This window comes from Methylobacterium oxalidis (assembly GCF_007992195.1).
Lineage (GTDB): Bacteria > Pseudomonadota > Alphaproteobacteria > Rhizobiales > Beijerinckiaceae > Methylobacterium > Methylobacterium oxalidis.
This window is the reverse complement of record NZ_BJZU01000030.1, coordinates 34,430-49,834: the sequence shown is the minus strand read 5'-3', so window position 1 is coordinate 49,834 and position 15,405 is coordinate 34,430. Positions and strand designations below refer to the sequence as shown.

The 15,405-nt window shown below is 72.5% G+C and carries 13 protein-coding genes; 4 read left to right on the top strand and 9 right to left on the bottom strand.

Annotated elements, in window-relative coordinates; genetic code table 11:
* Positions 1 to 96 precede the first annotated feature (96 nt).
* From MOX02_RS09695 to MOX02_RS09680, 4 genes are read right to left on the bottom strand one after another with little or no spacing between them, the layout of a single operon-like run.
* On the bottom strand, positions 97 to 3,195 hold the full coding sequence (locus MOX02_RS09695) for an efflux RND transporter permease subunit (RefSeq protein ID WP_147025586.1): 3,099 nt from the start codon (positions 3,193 to 3,195) through the stop codon (positions 97 to 99).
* A 50-nt stretch (positions 3,196 to 3,245) separates the two neighbouring features.
* The gene (locus MOX02_RS09690; protein ID WP_147025585.1) at positions 3,246 to 4,481 is read right to left on the bottom strand and encodes an efflux RND transporter periplasmic adaptor subunit; all 1,236 of its coding nucleotides are present in this window, start codon (positions 4,479 to 4,481) and stop codon (positions 3,246 to 3,248) included.
* A complete protein-coding gene (locus MOX02_RS09685; RefSeq protein WP_147025584.1) occupies positions 4,478 to 5,107 on the bottom strand; it encodes a TetR/AcrR family transcriptional regulator in 630 nt (209 codons plus the stop codon). Before MOX02_RS09685 ends, MOX02_RS09690 begins: the two co-directional genes overlap by 4 nt.
* On the bottom strand, positions 5,104 to 5,433 hold the full coding sequence (locus MOX02_RS09680) for a hypothetical protein (protein WP_147025583.1): 330 nt from the start codon (positions 5,431 to 5,433) through the stop codon (positions 5,104 to 5,106). The genes MOX02_RS09685 and MOX02_RS09680 overlap by 4 nt, the downstream gene beginning before the upstream one ends.
* A 412-nt stretch (positions 5,434 to 5,845) precedes the next feature.
* Here MOX02_RS09680 and MOX02_RS09675 point away from each other — a divergent pair, with 412 nt between their 5' ends.
* Positions 5,846 to 6,646 (top strand): lytic murein transglycosylase, encoded by an 801-nt coding sequence (locus tag MOX02_RS09675; RefSeq protein ID WP_147025582.1) that lies wholly within the window; start codon positions 5,846 to 5,848, stop codon positions 6,644 to 6,646.
* Positions 6,647 to 6,671: 25 nt separating this feature from the next.
* Here the strand turns inward: MOX02_RS09675 and MOX02_RS09670 are convergent, their stop codons facing one another.
* Positions 6,672 to 7,862, bottom strand: a complete 1,191-nt coding sequence (locus tag MOX02_RS09670) for a DUF2778 domain-containing protein (RefSeq protein WP_170267775.1) — start codon at positions 7,860 to 7,862, stop codon at positions 6,672 to 6,674.
* 272 nt (positions 7,863 to 8,134) lie between these two features.
* Between MOX02_RS09670 and MOX02_RS09665 the strand changes: the two genes are divergently transcribed.
* On the top strand, positions 8,135 to 9,157 hold the full coding sequence (locus MOX02_RS09665; protein ID WP_147025581.1) for a substrate-binding domain-containing protein: 1,023 nt from the start codon (positions 8,135 to 8,137) through the stop codon (positions 9,155 to 9,157).
* Between the two features lie 24 nt (positions 9,158 to 9,181).
* Here the strand turns inward: MOX02_RS09665 and MOX02_RS09660 are convergent, their stop codons facing one another.
* The 3 genes from MOX02_RS09660 to MOX02_RS09650 form a co-directional block, all read right to left on the bottom strand.
* Complete coding sequence (locus MOX02_RS09660) at positions 9,182 to 9,466, bottom strand: hypothetical protein (protein WP_147025580.1); 285 nt, start codon at positions 9,464 to 9,466, stop codon at positions 9,182 to 9,184.
* 128 nt (positions 9,467 to 9,594) lie between these two features.
* Positions 9,595 to 9,786, bottom strand: coding sequence for a hypothetical protein (locus MOX02_RS09655; protein ID WP_147025579.1), 192 nt, complete (start codon positions 9,784 to 9,786; stop codon positions 9,595 to 9,597).
* Positions 9,787 to 9,877: 91 nt separating this feature from the next.
* Positions 9,878 to 10,165 (bottom strand): hypothetical protein, encoded by a 288-nt coding sequence (locus MOX02_RS09650; RefSeq protein ID WP_147025578.1) that lies wholly within the window; start codon positions 10,163 to 10,165, stop codon positions 9,878 to 9,880.
* 274 nt (positions 10,166 to 10,439) lie between these two features.
* Between MOX02_RS09650 and MOX02_RS09645 the strand changes: the two genes are divergently transcribed.
* Positions 10,440 to 10,724 (top strand): hypothetical protein, encoded by a 285-nt coding sequence (locus tag MOX02_RS09645; protein WP_147025577.1) that lies wholly within the window; start codon positions 10,440 to 10,442, stop codon positions 10,722 to 10,724.
* Between the two features lie 347 nt (positions 10,725 to 11,071).
* Entirely contained in the window at positions 11,072 to 11,344 is a 273-nt protein-coding gene (locus tag MOX02_RS09640; RefSeq protein ID WP_147025576.1) for a hypothetical protein, read from the top strand.
* A gap of 21 nt (positions 11,345 to 11,365) precedes the next feature.
* On the opposite strand, the gene MOX02_RS09635 is transcribed toward MOX02_RS09640, so the two are convergent.
* Positions 11,366 to 15,232 (bottom strand): autotransporter outer membrane beta-barrel domain-containing protein, encoded by a 3,867-nt coding sequence (locus MOX02_RS09635; RefSeq protein ID WP_147025575.1) that lies wholly within the window; start codon positions 15,230 to 15,232, stop codon positions 11,366 to 11,368.
* Positions 15,233 to 15,405: the final 173 nt, after the last annotated feature.

Sequence of the window (15,405 nt, the reverse complement as noted above, 5' to 3'; positions counted from 1 at the left end):
TGAGGGGTGCGACCTCTCCGGATAACCCGCACCCCTCACCCGGTGCGCTGGCACGCACTCGACCTCTCCCGGACGGGAGAGGTGGGCGGCTCCGAGTCAGCTGCCCGCCGCGGGGTGGGGCAGGGATGTGCCGTCCGGCTCGTCGCGGGCGCCGACGAAGCGGCCGAGGAGCCGCCCGAGGAGGCGCGAGAGGCCGTCCATCAGCAGGAACACGGCCGGGACGAAGACCAGCGAGAGCAGGGTCGAGACGATGAGCCCCGCGATCACCGCCACCGCCATCGGCGCGCGGAACTCGCCGCCGACGCCGAGGGCCATGGCGGAGGGCACCATGCCTGCGGCCATGGCGATGGTCGTCATCACGATCGGCCGCGCCCGCTTGCGGCCGGCATCGACGATCGCGGTGACCGGATCGACGCCGCGGGCCATCTCCTCGACGGCGAAATCGACCAGCATGATCGCGTTCTTCGTCACGAGCCCCATCAGCATCAGGATGCCGATCACCACCGGCATCGAGATCGGCATGTTGAGGAGGAGCAGGCCGAGGATCGCGCCGCCGATCGACAGCGGCAGCGAGAACAGGATGGTGAGCGGCTGCAGGAACGAGCCGAACAGCAGCACCAGCACGGCGTAGACCATCATGATGCCGGCGCCCATCGCCATCAGGAATCCGGAGAAGACCTCGGCCATGATCTCGGCGTCACCCGTCTGCCGGATGGTGACGCCCGGCGGCAGGCTGCGGGCGGTCGGCGTCTGGAGCGCCTGGGCGATCAGGGAGCCCAGCGCGTCCGAGCCCTCCATGTTGGCCTCCACCGCCACGCGCACCGCGCGGTCGTAGCGGTCGATGGCGCCGGGCCCCTGGTCGAGCTCGATCTCGGCGACCGCGGCGAGCGGCACCGCCGCCCCGTTCTTGGCTGGCACCTTGAGGTTCTCGAGCCGCGAGACCGCGCCGCGGGCGCTCTCCGGGAGTTGGACCCGGATCGGCACCTGACGGTCCTTCGCGTTGAACTTGGCGAGGTTCAGGCCGATGTCGCCGATCGTGCCGACCCGCACCGTCTCGGCGATGGCGTCGGTCGTCACGCCGAGGTCGGCGGCCGCGCCCTCTTTCGGGCGGATGCGCACCTCGGTCCGGTCGAGGGGCGCCGTCGACATCACGGCGACGAGGTGGGGGATCGCCGCCATGTCGCGCTGCAGCCGCGCGGCCACCTCGCTCACCACCGCGACGTCGAGGCCGCTCACCACCAGGGCGAGATCGCGCTGGCCGCTGTCGCGCAGGGTCCAGGAGCGGATGTCGGGCTCCTCGGCGAGGAGGGCGGCGATCTCCGTCTCGATCGCCGCCTGCTTCTTCGCGCGCCGGTTCTTCGGCGTCAGGTTCACCGTGAGCGTCGCGAGCCGCGTCTCCTTCTTGCCGCCGGCCTGCCGGCCGCCGTCCACGAAGACCGACGTCACCTCGGGGAGCGCGCGGATGCGCGCGACGACGCGGTCGGATACCGCCACGGTGTCGGCGAGCTTGGCGCCGGGCGCGAGCTCGACCATGACGAGCGTGCGGGCATTGTCCTGCTTCGGCACGAATCCGGAGGGCAGGAGCGCCGTCGAGGCGAGGGAGCCCGCGAACAGCGTGAGGCCGACGATCAGGGTGATCACCCGATGGCGCACCGACCAGCCGACGAGGCGGCCGTAGGCGCGCATCACCCGCCCCTCCCGCTCCTCGGCGTGGCCGTGGTCGCGCAGGAAGTAGGCCGCGAGCATCGGGGTGATCAGCCGCGCCACGAGGAGCGACATGAACACCGACACCGCGATGGTCAGGCCGAACTGGATGAAGTAGCGGCCCGCGATGCCGCCCATGAACGAGACGGGGGCGAAGACCGCGATCAGGGTCGCCGTGATGGCGATGACCGCGAGGCCGATCTCGTCCGCGCCCTCGATCGCCGCCCGGTAGGGCGATTTGCCGAGGCGGATGTGGCGGACGATGTTCTCGATCTCGACGATGGCGTCGTCGACCAGGATGCCGGTCACCAGCGTGATCGCGAGAAGGCTGATGCCGTTGAGGGTGAAGCCCAGCGCGTCCATCGCCCAGAAGGTCGGAAAGACCGAGAGCGGCAGCGCGACCGCCGCGATCAGCGTCGCCCGCCAGTCGCGCAGGAACAGGAAGACCACGACGACCGCGAGGAGCGCGCCCTCGATCAGCGTGTGCATGGCCGAATCGTAGCTGCCGAGCGTCGCCGAGACCGAGGAATCGATCTTCTCGAACGCGACGTCCGGGTAGGCCGCCGTGAACTCGCGGATGCGCGCCTCGACGCCGGCGGCGACCTCGGCGTCGCTCGCGCCCGAGCCGCGGGAGACCGCGAAGGCGACGACCGGCTCGCCGTTGAAGCGGGCGAAGGTGCGCGGTTCCTCGATCGCGTCCTCCACCGTCGCGAGATCGTCGAGCCGCACCTTCCGGCCGCCGGGCAGCACGATCGAGGTGGCCTTGAGGTCGCGCACGCTGCGGGAGGCGGCGAGCGTCCGGATCGACTGCTCGCGCCCGCCGACCTCGCCGCGCCCGCCCGCCATGTCGGCGGAGGTGAGGCGCAGCTGACGGTTCACGTCCGCCGCCGTGATGCCGAGCGCCAGGAGCCGGTCGGGGATCAGGGTGACGCGGACCTCGCGGGCGACGCCGCCGACGCGCTCGACGCCGCCGACGCCCTTCACGCCCTGAAGGGAGCGGGCGACCGTGTCCTCGACGAACCAGGACAGCTCGGCGGGCGTCATCGCGGGCGCGGTCACGCCGTAGACGAGGATCGGCAGGCCCGCGATCTCGACGCGGCTGATCACCGGCTCGTCGATGGTGCGGGGCAGGTTGATGCGGATCTTCGAGATCGCGTCCTTGACGTCGTTCACCGCCCGGTCGGTGTTCGCCTCGAGACGGAACTCCACCGTGGTGATGGAGGAGCCCTCGGTGATCGACGAGGTGATGTGCTTGACGCCGCGCACGCCCGCGATCGAGTCCTCGACCCACTTCGTCACCTGGGTCTGGAGCTCGGACGGCGCGGCGCCTCCTTGCGTGATCGCCACCGAGACGATCGGCACGTCGACGTTCGGCATGCGCGTGACCGCGAGCCCCCGGAAGCTGACGAGGCCGAGCACCACGAGCACGAGGAACAGGACGAGGGGCGCGACCGGCTTGCGGATCGCCCAGGCGGAGACGTTTAGGCGCATCGGGGCGACCCGTCTTTCACGGAGGTGGGACGAGGAGGTCGGCCGCCCGCTCAGGGCAGGCCGGCCTCCGCGGTGTCGCGCGGCGAGGGTGCGCCGGCGACGCTCGGCCCCTCGCTCGCGACGAGGACGGGGCGGACGCGGTCGCCGTCGCGCAGGAAGCTGCCGGCACGGGCCACGACGCGCTCGCCCGCGCCGAGGCCGGAGCGGATCTCGACATCGTCGTCGTTGGAGAGCCCGGTGCGGACCTCCCGCGCCTCGACGGTGTCGCCCGCCACGACGAGGACGCTGCTGCGCTTGCCGCCCCCGTACAGGATGGCGGCCTGCGGCACGGTCACGCCGCGGGTTCGGGCGATCTCGACCGCACCGCGCACGAAGGTGCCGATGCGAAGGCGCCGGTCGGGATCGAGGCGGACGCGGACCTTGCCGAGACGGGTGGCCTTGTCGACCTCCGGATAGACCGCGCGGACGCTGCCCGCGACCCGTTCGCCGTCGCCGATCTCGATCCAGGCGGGCCTGCCTTCGCTGACGAGCGGCAGCTTCGTCTCGATGACCTCGCCCTCGAGCTCGATCTCGCCGCGGGCGATCAGTCGGAACAGCGGCTCCGCGGAGGCCGAGGCCGCGAGGCCGACGCGGGCCGTGCGGCGGCTGACGATGCCGCCCTCCGGCGCCCGGATCTCGGTGCGGGCGAGGCGCAGCTGCAGCTCGTCGCGCACCGCCTCGGCCTGCGCGAGATCGGCCCGGGCGATGACGAGCCCGTTGCGGGCGAAGGCGAGCTTGCCTTCGGCCTGGCGCAGGGCCGCCGTGCGGGTCTCCATCACGGCGGCCGTGGCATTGCCGGTCTGCAGGAGCTGGCGGGCGCGGTCGTGGGACAGGCGCGCCTCGATCTCGGCCGCCTCGGCCTGCTCGATGGTGCTCCGAGCCTGGGGAATCGCGGCGCGCGCCTTGTCCACCAGAGCGTTCTGCTGGGCGAGCTGCCGGTCGATCAGGTCGCGCGAGAGGCGCGCCAGCACCTGCCCGCCCTCGACGCGCATGCCCTCCTCGACCAGCACCTCAGTCACGCGGTAGCCCTCGATCTCGGGAGTGACGAGGATCTCGTCGCGCGGCACCAGCGTGCCGGTGACGACGATCGTCTCGGCGATCTCGCGGCGCACCGCCTCGACCACGCTGACGGCGGGGCCCGGCCTCTCGGCGGCAGGCTTGGCCGGGCCCGGCTCCGCCAGGGACGGCGCGCCGGAGAGGGCGAGCGCCAGGAACGCCGGTGCGACGCGGGCGAGGATGGCTTTCATCGATCAGGTGTCCCGTCAGCGTCGGGTCGGCTTCCGTGGAGGCCGGACTCGATCAGAGCGAGGAGGTGTGCGACGGCCGGCGCGGGGTCGTAGTCCGGGGTGAGCGCCCGGCCGACCACGATGCCCTTCATCAGGGGATGCATCGCCTCGTACAGGGCGACAGGATCGCAGCCCGGCGCGGTGGCGAGGGCGGCCAGCGTCTCGACGAACCAGGCGCGCGCCTCCGCCTCGCCCCGGGCCACCATCGCGGCGATGTCCGGGTTGCGGGTGGCCTCCGACCAGATGTCCAGGCGCAGGATCGCGGTCTCGCAGGAGAGCGCCAGGAAGTAGCGCTCGATGATCCCGATAAGCGCGCCGCGCCGGTCGCCGGCCTGCTCCAGCTCCTCGACCAGCGCCATGCCGCGCTGCCGCTCGCGCTCCGCGAGGCCGAGGACCAGGGCCTCCTTCGACTGGAAGTAGCGGTAGAAGTTGCCCGGGCTCATGGCGGCCTCGCGGGCGAGGTCCTGCATGGTGGTGCGGTGGAAGCCGTTGCGCACGAAGCAGGTCTCGGCGGCGTCGAGGATGTGCTCGCGCCGGGCGGCCGGATTGCCGCGGGCGTCGAGGACCGTGCCGACGGCGGCGCTCACGACAGGGCTTCCCCGAGCGGCCGGGCCGCCTCGTCCGCGGGCCGCACCGTCCCGCAGGATCGTGGCGGCAGATCGAGCCCGGCGCAGACGCGCGACTGCCAGCCCGCCGGCCCCGCGCCGGTCCAGCCGACGAGCGCCAGCCAGCCGAGCAGCAGGAGGCCGGCCGGGAGGAGGGCCATCGGCGAGAACGCGGCGCGCAGCGGCTCCGGGATGCGGAACCGGACCGCGACGCCGTCCGCCTGAGGCGCGGAGCGTCCGGATACGCGCACGATCAGGCTCGCGTCGAATGCGGATCGGCTCGGGATGGTCCGGCTTGTCGGGTGCATGCGATATCCTCTGCCACCGAACATAATGAACGTTCATTCTCAGGTCAATGAACGTTCATTCTCATGGTCTGAACGAGGATCTGGGCCGAGGCCGCATCGGGATGGATCCTGCTCCTCCGGGCTGGCGAAACGGGCATCCGGAAGCCGGGGCCGCCATCACGGGCCCACGTGCTGCGGCGGACGGTTCCGGCTTCCGGGCTCGCGTGCGGCGGCCTGGAAGACGCCGGAAATGCCGGCGCCTCGGCCCGCGATCTGCCCTATTCGTTCACCATCAAGGGCTTGAGTCGTTGCCGCGCGGACCCGGCCGTAGGGTCTTGCATAGACGTCCGGGAATCCGCATGGCAGGGCTGAGCGGCTAAGGTCGCGCGCCGTGGGCCGCGGTTTCCGGACCCGTCGCACACAGGAGTTCTGGATGATCACGAGTGGGTACAGGAGATCCCTGGCGGCGGCCGGGCTCGCGGCCCTCGTCGGCCTGACCGGCCGGGTCGAGGCCGCCCAGTGCGGGAATTCGGCCGCGGGCTTCGAGGCCTGGAAGCGGGAATTCGCCGAGGAGGCGAGGGGACGCGCCAGCGCGTCGAGCCTCGCAGCCCTGATGCAGACCTCCTACTCCGCACCCACCATCTCGGCCGACCGCGGCCAGAAGAGCTTCAAGCTCTCCCTCGACCAGTTCCTGGCCAAGCGCGGCGGGCCCGCCATCGTCTCGCGCGGCCGCGCGCTCAAGCAGTCGAACGCCGCCCTGTTCTCCTCGATCGAGCAGCGCTACGGCGTGCCGCCGGGGCCGCTCCTGGCCATCTGGGGCATGGAGACGGGCTTCGGCGCCGTGAAGGGCAACATCAACACGCTCTCGGCCGTGGCGACCCTCGCCTACGATTGCCGGCGCTCCGCCTTCTTCACGGACCAGCTCTACGCCGCCCTGACGCTCGTCGACCGCGGCATCCTCTCGCCGAGCACCCGGGGCGCGGCCCACGGCGAGGTCGGCCACACGCAGTTCCTGCCGAAGAGCGTGCTCAACTACGGCACGGGCGGCAACCTCGACAGCGCCCCGAACGCCCTGAACGCCACCGCCAATTTCCTCAAGGCGCATGGCTGGCGGGCAGGCGCCGGCTACCAGCCGGGCGAGCCGAACTTTGCGGCCATCCAGGGCTGGAACGCCGCCTCGGTCTATCAGCGCGCCATCGCGCTCCTCGGCCGGCGCATCGACGGCGGCGAGTAAGCGCCGTCGCACCGCGCGGGCGGCCTCAGCCGCCCGTCCGGCCGGTCATGCGGTCCCACAGGCCGATGCGGCTGCCGCCCGGCAGCGGGCCATCCCCCTTGCTCCCGGCCACCACGACGAGCCGCCGGACCTCGCCGCGCAGGAACGCCTGCAGGAAGCGGTCGTAGTTCCGGAAGACGACGCAGCCGTTCGAGGCACCGCTCGGGCCCAGCATGTAGGTGTGGGCGAGGATGCCGTCGCGCCCGTGGATGGCGGCGCTCCCGCCGATCGGGTTGAGGCGGATGGCCCGCACCCCGTGGAAGAGCCGCTCGCGCTCGGTCAGGTCGTAGGTGCCGGGGGGCGTCGCGCCGCGCATGCGCAGGTGCACGTGGCGGGGATTGTCCTGGGCGTGGCCGAGGCCGGAATGGGCCTCCAGCACCTCGCCGCTCGGCAGGGTCACGCGCGCGGCGCTGATGTCGTAGATGGCGGTGCCGCCGCTCGGCGTCGGAGCCGGGCTGAGGCGGGCTCGCGGCGAGTCGTCGATGCCGTCCCGCTGCGGGGCGGCGTAGGCGAGGGCCGGGGTTGCCCGCTCCTCCGAGCCGCCGAAAAGCCGCTCGACCAGGGAGCGCTCCGCGGGCGCCCGTTCCGACAGGGGGCGCTCGGCCGTCGCGGCACTGAAGACGCTGCGAGTCGAGAGCATGGGCTGGCGGCTCGCGAGGCGCGGCGTCATCGCGGCCAGCGCGGGGCGCAGCTCCGGCGGTCGCGGCACCGGAAGGGGCACGAAAGGCGGCCGCGCGGCCGGGAGCGGAGCGGGCGCCTCGGCGACCACCTGCACCGGGCGCGTCTCGGCGCGGGCGAGGTTTTCCAGGCGGGGAGGGGCTTCAGCGCGGGCAGGGGCTTCGGCGCGTGCGGAGGGTGCCGACGGGGCGATCCCGGCGGGTCGCGGGCGCGCGAAGGTCGCGGAGTCGCGTCCGAGCAGAGGGTTCGGGTCGAGCATCCAGGCGGCCGCGCCGGCAACCGTCGTCCGGACCGCGGCCTCGGCCGGCCGCGACGTGGCCGGCGCTGCCACGGCAGCCGCGTCCTGGGTCGGCTCGTCCCGCCGCGCGGGCTCCGGAAGCACGGATGCGAGGGTGGCGGCGACACCGACGCCGATGAAGGCGAGGCTCAGGCCCCGGCTGAGACGACGGCGTCGGCGGAGATCCGCGGAGGGGCCGGACGGGTACGCGACGTGGACCATGCGGGCTCGACTCGGGGTACGCGTGCCGCTCGGGCCGCCCGCGCGGGCGCGCGCCGGCCGCATCCGCGCAGCGCGCGCATGCCCTCCGGTCCGCCGTCACCGATGCGGGAAGATTCGGCCTTGAGCCTCCCGCATTGAGCGCCGGTTTGGTTAATTTTGGCTCAATCGCGTGCAGCCCGATCGTTCCGGAAGGGGGCGCCGGGAGCGATGTGCTATGAGGCTGCCGCAGGATCGGCCCGCCGGGGTCGGACGAGGGTGGGGCGCAACACGACATGACGGAACCGGCCCGCACCGAGATCGCGGTGGAACTCGGGCTCGGCGGCGTGATCCGCCTCGGCTCCCGGCGCGTCGCCGTCGCCGACGCGCTGGCGCTCCTCGCCGCCATCGAGAGAACCGGATCGGTCCAGGGCGTGGCGACCGCGCTCGACCTGTCGTACCGCGCCGCCTGGGACCGCCTGCGCAGCCTGGAGGCGGCGATCGGCCAGCAGCTCGTGCGCAAGACCCGCGGCCACGGCACCGCCCTGACGCCGGTAGGCCACGGCTTGGCGCGCGCCCTGTCCGACGCCGCGGCCGGGCTCGCGGCGCCGCTGGCGCGGGAGGCGCGCGCCGTCGAGACGCGCCTCGCGAGCCTGATCGACGGCGCGCCGCGCCCGCTCGCGATCGCGGCGAGCCACGACCTCGTGCTGATGGACGCTCTTGCGGCCCTCGGAGACTGCGACGTCGCCGTGGTTGGAAGCCGGGAGGCTGTGCAGCACCTGCTCGACGGGCGCGCGGACGTGGCTGGCTTCCACTGCGGCTCCCGCACCGTCGCGGAGGCGGGCGCGCCTTTCGCCGACCTCGTCGACAATCCGGGATTGCGGGTGCAGCCGCTGTTCGCGCGCGAGCAGGGCCTGCTGCTGGCGCCCGGCAACCCGCTCGGGATCCGGTCCTTCGGAGATCTCGCTGGGGGACGCGTGCGCTACGTCAACCGCCAGCGCGGCTCGGGCACCCGGGTCTGGTTCGATCAGATGCTGGCCGAGCAGGGTCTGGCACCCGCCGCCATCGCGGGCTACGGCGTCGAGGAATTCACCCACCAGGCAGTCGCCGCCGTGATCGCGACCGGGGCCGCCGACGCGGGCCTCGGCGCCCGCTCGGCGGCCGAGCGCTTCGGCCTCGACTTCCTCAGCATCGGCTGGGAGACCTATCACCTCGCCGCGAGCGCGGCGCTGCCCGAGGAGCGCCTGGAGCGGATCGTTGCCGCGGTCGCGGCGCGGGCCTGGCGCTCCGCCGGCTACCGGAGCCCCGAGGCTCCGTGAGCCGGCGCCGTAGTGCCTCCCGGATCAGTAGGGATAGCCGTAATAGGGGCCCGGCACCGGCGCGCGGCGGTAGCGGACCGGCCGGTCGTAGCCGTCGCCGTAGGCCCGAATGTAGGGATCGAGGCGAGGATTGCGGTAATTGCCGTTGTTCACGCCCGCAGAGCGGTCGTTGCCGGACAGGGCCGCGTAGGGCGACAGGCCGCTGCCCGCGTCCCCGCCGCCGCGCGCGAGGGCCGTGCCCCCGAGGCCGAGGAGAAGGGTGGCCGCCAGGGTCGTGCGGATCGTCGTTCTGCCGGTAATGGTGCCCATGATGCTCTCCCGTGTCGGTCCCGGGCCAACGGGCGGACGATGGGCGCGGTTCCGGGGCCTGCGACGGAGCTTTGCCGCTCGAAAACATCGAGCCGCCGCAGGGGCATACGGCGTGCATCGGCGGACGATCAGAAATCCGTGCGCCGCTTCGCGTCCGTCTTCCCGGCCCTCTCCTCGGCCTCGGTGCCGGGGCGCTCCAGGGGCCCGTCCTGCCGCTTCACGCGGCCGGTCGCGGTGTCCTGGGGGGCGTTGGCGAGCCCCTCGCTCTCGGGCTTGCCGTGCGGCATGCGCTGCGCCTGCGTGTCGGTGCGGTCGTCCATCCTGGCGGCCTCCTCGTCGTGCGCCGGTTCTCCCAGCGCCAACGCCGCAGGCGGGCCGCGGTGCCCGAGGCCGAAGCCTCGGGCGGGCCGTTCAGGCCGCGAGCCGGGCAGGGCCGAGGAACTGCACCCAGATCTCCGCGCCGTTCGCGCCCTGCTTGCGGCAGGTCACCCGCGCGAGCCGCTCGTCGCCATCGCCGACGGCGAGGACGAAATGCTCGGGGATGCCGGCGGCGCTGATCATCTCCAGGCGGGCGTCGTCGCCGCCCTCCTCACGCAGGTGGCAGCCGACGATCTCGTTGCCGAGCAGGATCTTGGCGGTCTTGGGTGCGCTCAGGCGCGCATCGAGGGCGCTCGGGCGCGCGGCGTGGGACTTCTGCAAAGGCAGGCTCCTCTCCGGTCCGGGTGGGCGAGGCGCGACTTTCGCCACAAAGCGTGACGAAAGCTTGGCGGTTCTCGGGCCCGTCACATTCCGTACGCTCGGCCTCCGGCCCAGTCTCGGCATTCCGGGCTCCCGATCCTGCACGGGATCGTGACGTCGGGATGGCCCGCGCGTTCGTGTTCCCTGCCCCTCGGAACGGAGCGCGGATCGCGGGATTGCGGGACAGGGGCCGGAGAATCGGCCTCGCAGGCGCGGCAGAGGGAGGAGTCAGGCCATGTCCGATACGGCTTGCACGGCGGAGGGCAAGCGGGCCGAGATCGCCGCCCGCGTCGCGCAGGAATTCGGGCTGTCCGATCCGGCCGGCCTCTCGGACGAAGACCGGGCGCGGGTCGAAGCCGCGACCGCGGCGGCCCTCGAGGCCGAAGCCGTGCCGCCGGCGAGCCCGGAGTTGCGCAGGCTGATCGCGGAGTACCGGGCGCTCAAGGAATTGCGGGCGGACGAGGGCAACGCCCGGCTCGCCGAAGAGGGCGAGGTGTTCGCCCCCGAGGACGATGCCTGATCCCGGATCCGGGCCGAGCAGCGGACCACGATGCGTGCGCACGCGCCCATCCACGCGCCCTTGGCATACCAGCCCAGCGTGCATCGGAATTGCCACGGTTGTGAATCGGCCTACCTTCCGTTCATCGCTGTTTCGACGGCGTTCCTCCCAAGGCTTCGCCCGCCCGGTCGCCCGACCGCGGCGGGCTCTTTCTTGCGGTGTGCCGCCCTGCGCCGTTCGTGCGCGGTCGCGCCCCGCTTGCGCCCGCCCGCTCCGATCTTAGCTTTCGATCAGGCCGGCAGATCCTCCGTCCGCCCCGAGGCCGCGGCAACATTCGCCGCGGCGGCCCCAGACCTGTGGAAATCCCGATGACGCGCGCCCTTCTCGCCGGCCTCGCCCTCCTGAATGCGGGCCCGGCCCTGGCTCAGATCCTGCCGGGCACCCTGCCCCCCGGCCGGCCCGGCGTAGTGGTTCAGACCCAGCCGAACACGACCGGCAACAGCCGGGACATCGTCATCGCCCCGGGCGCCACCGGCGCCGAGACGATCACCACGAACTCCGCCGCGGGCGGCAACGCGAGCTTCCCCGAGCGGGCGATCCCGAACGGCAGCGCCAACGGCGGCGGCGGCGGGAGCCGCTGAGGGCGGCTCTGGCCGGACCGGTCAGAAGTTGTAGCGAAGCCCGCCCCGAACCGCCTGGATCGAGTCGGTCGAGGCCACCTCGGCGTCGTAGTTGACGAAGCCGGTGAGGCCCGGGGCGAGCAGCGTGCCGATACCGAGCCCGATCAGGGCGCGGTCCCGGTCGAGGCGCCGTCCCGCGACGGCGAAGGGCACTGCCGGGGCGAGCGCGAAGGCCGAGGTGATCGTCCGGCCGACATCCGCGAAGTCGTGCACGTAGGCGGCCTTGAAGGCGACTGTGAACACCCGCCCGCCGAGCGTGGCGGAGGATTCGAGGCGCCCGCCGACCAGCGTGCGCGCCGAGAGGTAGTCGCGTCCGGCCACGTTCAGGTTGAACAGGCCGCCGCCGACCTCGCGCACGCGGTCCTGGTCGAAGGTCGTGACCTGGAAGCCGACGAAGGGCGCGAGGACCTGCCCCGGCGCGTAGGCGATGCGGTACCCCGCCTCGCCCGCCGACAGGAACTGGTTGCCGCTGATCGTGCCGCGGGCACCCGTGCCCCCGAGCGCGGCGAAGACGGGCGGACACTCGAGGCGCCCCTCCGCCCGGGCATAGCCGAGAGCGGCATTGGCGTAGAGCGCCCCGTCCGTGAGGCCGCCATAGACGCCGACCTGGCCGTTATCCGTGTGCGCCCGCTCGCCGGTGCGCCCGAGGCTGACGTCGACCGAGCCGTAGCCCGCCGAGATGCCGAGCACGGTGCCGACCTGCGGGTGCATGTCGATGCCCCCCGCGAAGCCCGCGATGGTCTCGCTGCGGCCGGCGGCGTTCAGGGTGCCGTCGACCCGGCCGAACTGCCCGTAGCCGGTCGCCCAGACTCCGTAGCCGCGGCTCGTCTCGATCACCCGCGGCTCCGGCACCGGTGCCCGCTGCGGCAGGTCCGCGGCGTAGACGGCCGGCGGCAGGGTGAACTGCGTCGGGCCGGGCTCGAAGCTGGCCGTGTAGGCGCGGGAGACGAGCTGGTCGGTGAAGGCGCGGCCGGCGCGCAGCTGCGGGTCGGCCACGGAGGCGTAGCCCTGGCCCGCGGCGCGGTCGAGCACGCCGGCGAGCGCCGCGTTGCTCTGGCTGTCGAGGGCGGCGAGCGCCGCCGGGTTGTTGGCGAGCGCCGCGTCGAGCCCGCGGGCGGCGCCGGCCTGGTTCGGCGTCAGCGCCACCAGAGTGAAGCTCTGCTGCGCGAGCGTGATGTAGGCGTTGTTGGCGTCCGTCGAGGCGGCGGGCCGGATCAGGAAGGGCAGGGTGCCGTTGTCCGTCACCGCCGCGAAGGCGCCGCGCACGCCGCCCTGCGCCGTGAGCACCGTGTAGCGGGTCCCCGGCAGGTAGGTGCCCGGCGTCGGGCTGACGCGCGCCGTGCCCGCGAGGGTCGCGCCGCCCGTCACCGCGAGGCGCGCGGCCTGTCCCTCCGGGGTGATCGTGCTCTGCAGGGTGCCGCCGGCCTGCTGGACGTAGGCGCCGGCCACCGCGAGCGTGCCCGTCGGCGCGGCGGCGCTGCCCGGCGCGACGGTTCCGCCGTTCGTCAGGGTGCCGCCGACCGTGCCCGTGCCCGCGAGCGTGCCGGCGCTGCCGACCGCCGTGTTGGCGTTGAGCGCGGAGTTCACGGTCAGCGTGCCGCCGGTGACGGAGGCGCCGCCCGAGAAGCCCTGCGTCGTGCCGGCCGCCAGCGTGTAGGCGCCGCCCGCCTGCGACAGCGTGGTGAAGCCCACGACGTTGCTGGCGAGCGTGCCCGTGCCCGACAGGGCGAGGGCGTTCGTGCCCCGGCCCTGCGCCGTGATGGCACCGCCGATGACCGAGCCGGTGCCGAGATTGACCGTGTTCACGCTGGCGGCGACGTCGTTGAAGGTGATGCCGCCCGTGACGGTGCCGGTGTTGGTCAGCGTGTGGCTGGCCGCGCCGTAGACGATGTTGCCCGCGATGCGGCCGGCGTTGGTCGTCGTGCTGTTGCGCCGGTTGTTGGTGGGGTTGGCCGAATCGGCATCGACGAGGCGGACGTCGCCCGTGATCGTACCGGAAGCCGCGTTGGTGAGGGTGGCGGTGCCGGCGCCGTAGATGACGACGGCCTGCCCGCCCGCAGGGCCCGTGATGGTGCCCTCGTTGACGAGGGTGTAGCTGCGTGCCCGGCCCTGGACGGCGCGCACCCCCGTGCCGGTGCCGGTGATCTGGCCGCCCGCGCGGTTGGTCACCGTGAGCGCCGTCACGTCGTCGTCCGAGTCCACGGCCGCCACCGCGGCGGTGCCGTTGCCGACCCGCGTCGCCGAGATGCGACCCGTGTTGGTGAGGGTCATCGCGTCGATTCGTTCGCCCGCGTAGACGCCTCGCGAGATGCCGACGCCGTTCTCGGTGACGCTGATCGAGCCGTTGTTGACGACGGTGATATTCGCGATGCTTCCGGTGGAGGGCGAATCGGCGAGCACTCCGTAGACGCGAGTGCCGGCGTTGTTCGCGCGGCCTGCGGCCCCGGTCCCGGTCAGCGTGCCGTTGTTGACGACGGTGGTGTTCGAGCCCGCCAGCAGAACGGCCTTGTCGGTGATCGCGTTGTTGACGGTGAGCTGCGCGCCTGAGCCCGTCACCTGGATCCGGCCGCCGATGTTCTGCGTCGAGCCCGCGGCGAGGGTCAGGTTGCCGCCGGCCACCGTCAGGTTGCCCGACAGGTTCTGCACCGAGCCGGCGCCGAGGGTCCAGGCGCCGGCGGTCTGGGTGAGGCTGGTGAACCCGGTCACGGTGCCGGTGAGCGTGCCGGTGCCCGCGAGATTGATGGCGTTGGCGCCGAGGCCGCGGGCGGTGATGTTGCCACCGATCGACGAGCCGGTGCCGAGATTGATCGTGTTGACGCTGCCGGCGACAGCACCGGCCGTGGCCACGTCGAGGAACGTGATGCTGCCGGAGATGCGGCCGGTGTTGTTGATGGTCTGGTCGCCGTTGCCGAAGATGAGGTTGCCGTTGATTGTTCCGGCATTGGTGATCGTGCCGGAGCGGCGGCTGGCGACGGCGCTCGCCGCGGTCTGGTTGTCGACGTCGGTGTTGCGCACGTCGCCGGTGATCACGCCGGTCGCCGTGTTGGTGATGGTGCTGTTGTAGGGCTGCGGATCGTCCGCATAGAGCGCGATCGCGGCTGAACCGGCGGTCGCGTCCGTGTTGGTGATCGCACCGCTGTTGTTGATGACGAAGGACGAGGCGCGGCCTCTGATGGCCTGCGTGTTGGCGCCCGTCGCCGTGATCCGGCCACCAGCGGCGTTGTTCACCGTGACGGATTGCACGTTGTCGTCCGAATCGATGGCGGCGACAGCGTTGGCGGAGGCGGTGGCAGTGCCGCCGCGCGCGGCGGAGATCAGGCCCGTCGCGGTGTTGGTGATGGTCAACGTCCCGATCCGCTCCCCGGCATAGATGCCGCGGGCGATCCCGTTGCCGTTCTGCGTGACGTTGATCGTGCCGCTGTTGACGATGCTGAGGTTGTCGAAGGTCGTGCCGGCCGGCTGCCCCTGAACGCTCGTGAAGGCGCCGTAGACCCGGAGCGCCGCGTTGCCTGCTGGCGCCGTGAGCGAGATCGTGCCGGAATTGTTCAGGGTGATGCCGCTGCCGTAGAGGTTGACCCCGAAACTGTCGCGGTTCACCGGCGCCGCGTTGCTGATCGTGCCGGCGTTGTTCACGGTGCTCGCGCCGTTGACCCGCACGGTCGAGTTACCCGGGTTATTTCCCGCGCTGGTCTGCTGCGAGCCGCTGACGGTGGCGCCGGACTGGATGTTCACGGTGAGGCCCGTGACGTTCGCAGGAGCGACGAAGCCGCCGGTCTGCGTGCCGGTGCAGGTCACGGTCTGGCCGCCGGTCGGCACGGCCGGCTGGCAATCGGCACGGCCTTCGGCCACCAAGACTGCCCAGACCGGCACGCTCAGCAATAGAGACCGACGCAGAGACGATCCGACCGTCGACATAAGCCCACCATACTTTCAGTTGCATAATCGATAATGAGGTTCTGGACGAGTCAGACCCCAGGACGATCAGTTAATGAAGATCGAGTGGAGTCAATTCTAATCCATGT

What these genes read in the sequence shown, in the direction of transcription:
- MOX02_RS09660 (WP_147025580.1), bottom strand. Translation starts at nt 9,466, where the DNA reads ATGGGCACCATTACCGGCAGAACGACGATCCGCACGACCCTGGCGGCC.
- MOX02_RS09665 (WP_147025581.1), top strand. Translation starts at nt 8,135, where the DNA reads ATGACGGAACCGGCCCGCACCGAGATCGCGGTGGAACTCGGGCTCGGC.
- MOX02_RS09675 (WP_147025582.1), top strand. Translation starts at nt 5,846, where the DNA reads ATGATCACGAGTGGGTACAGGAGATCCCTGGCGGCGGCCGGGCTCGCG.
- MOX02_RS09645 (WP_147025577.1), top strand. Translation starts at nt 10,440, where the DNA reads ATGTCCGATACGGCTTGCACGGCGGAGGGCAAGCGGGCCGAGATCGCC.
- MOX02_RS09695 (WP_147025586.1), bottom strand. Translation starts at nt 3,195, where the DNA reads ATGCGCCTAAACGTCTCCGCCTGGGCGATCCGCAAGCCGGTCGCGCCC.
- MOX02_RS09670 (WP_170267775.1), bottom strand. Translation starts at nt 7,862, where the DNA reads ATGGTCCACGTCGCGTACCCGTCCGGCCCCTCCGCGGATCTCCGCCGA.
- MOX02_RS09690 (WP_147025585.1), bottom strand. Translation starts at nt 4,481, where the DNA reads ATGAAAGCCATCCTCGCCCGCGTCGCACCGGCGTTCCTGGCGCTCGCC.
- MOX02_RS09640 (WP_147025576.1), top strand. Translation starts at nt 11,072, where the DNA reads ATGACGCGCGCCCTTCTCGCCGGCCTCGCCCTCCTGAATGCGGGCCCG.
- MOX02_RS09655 (WP_147025579.1), bottom strand. Translation starts at nt 9,786, where the DNA reads ATGGACGACCGCACCGACACGCAGGCGCAGCGCATGCCGCACGGCAAG.
- MOX02_RS09680 (WP_147025583.1), bottom strand. Translation starts at nt 5,433, where the DNA reads ATGCACCCGACAAGCCGGACCATCCCGAGCCGATCCGCATTCGACGCG.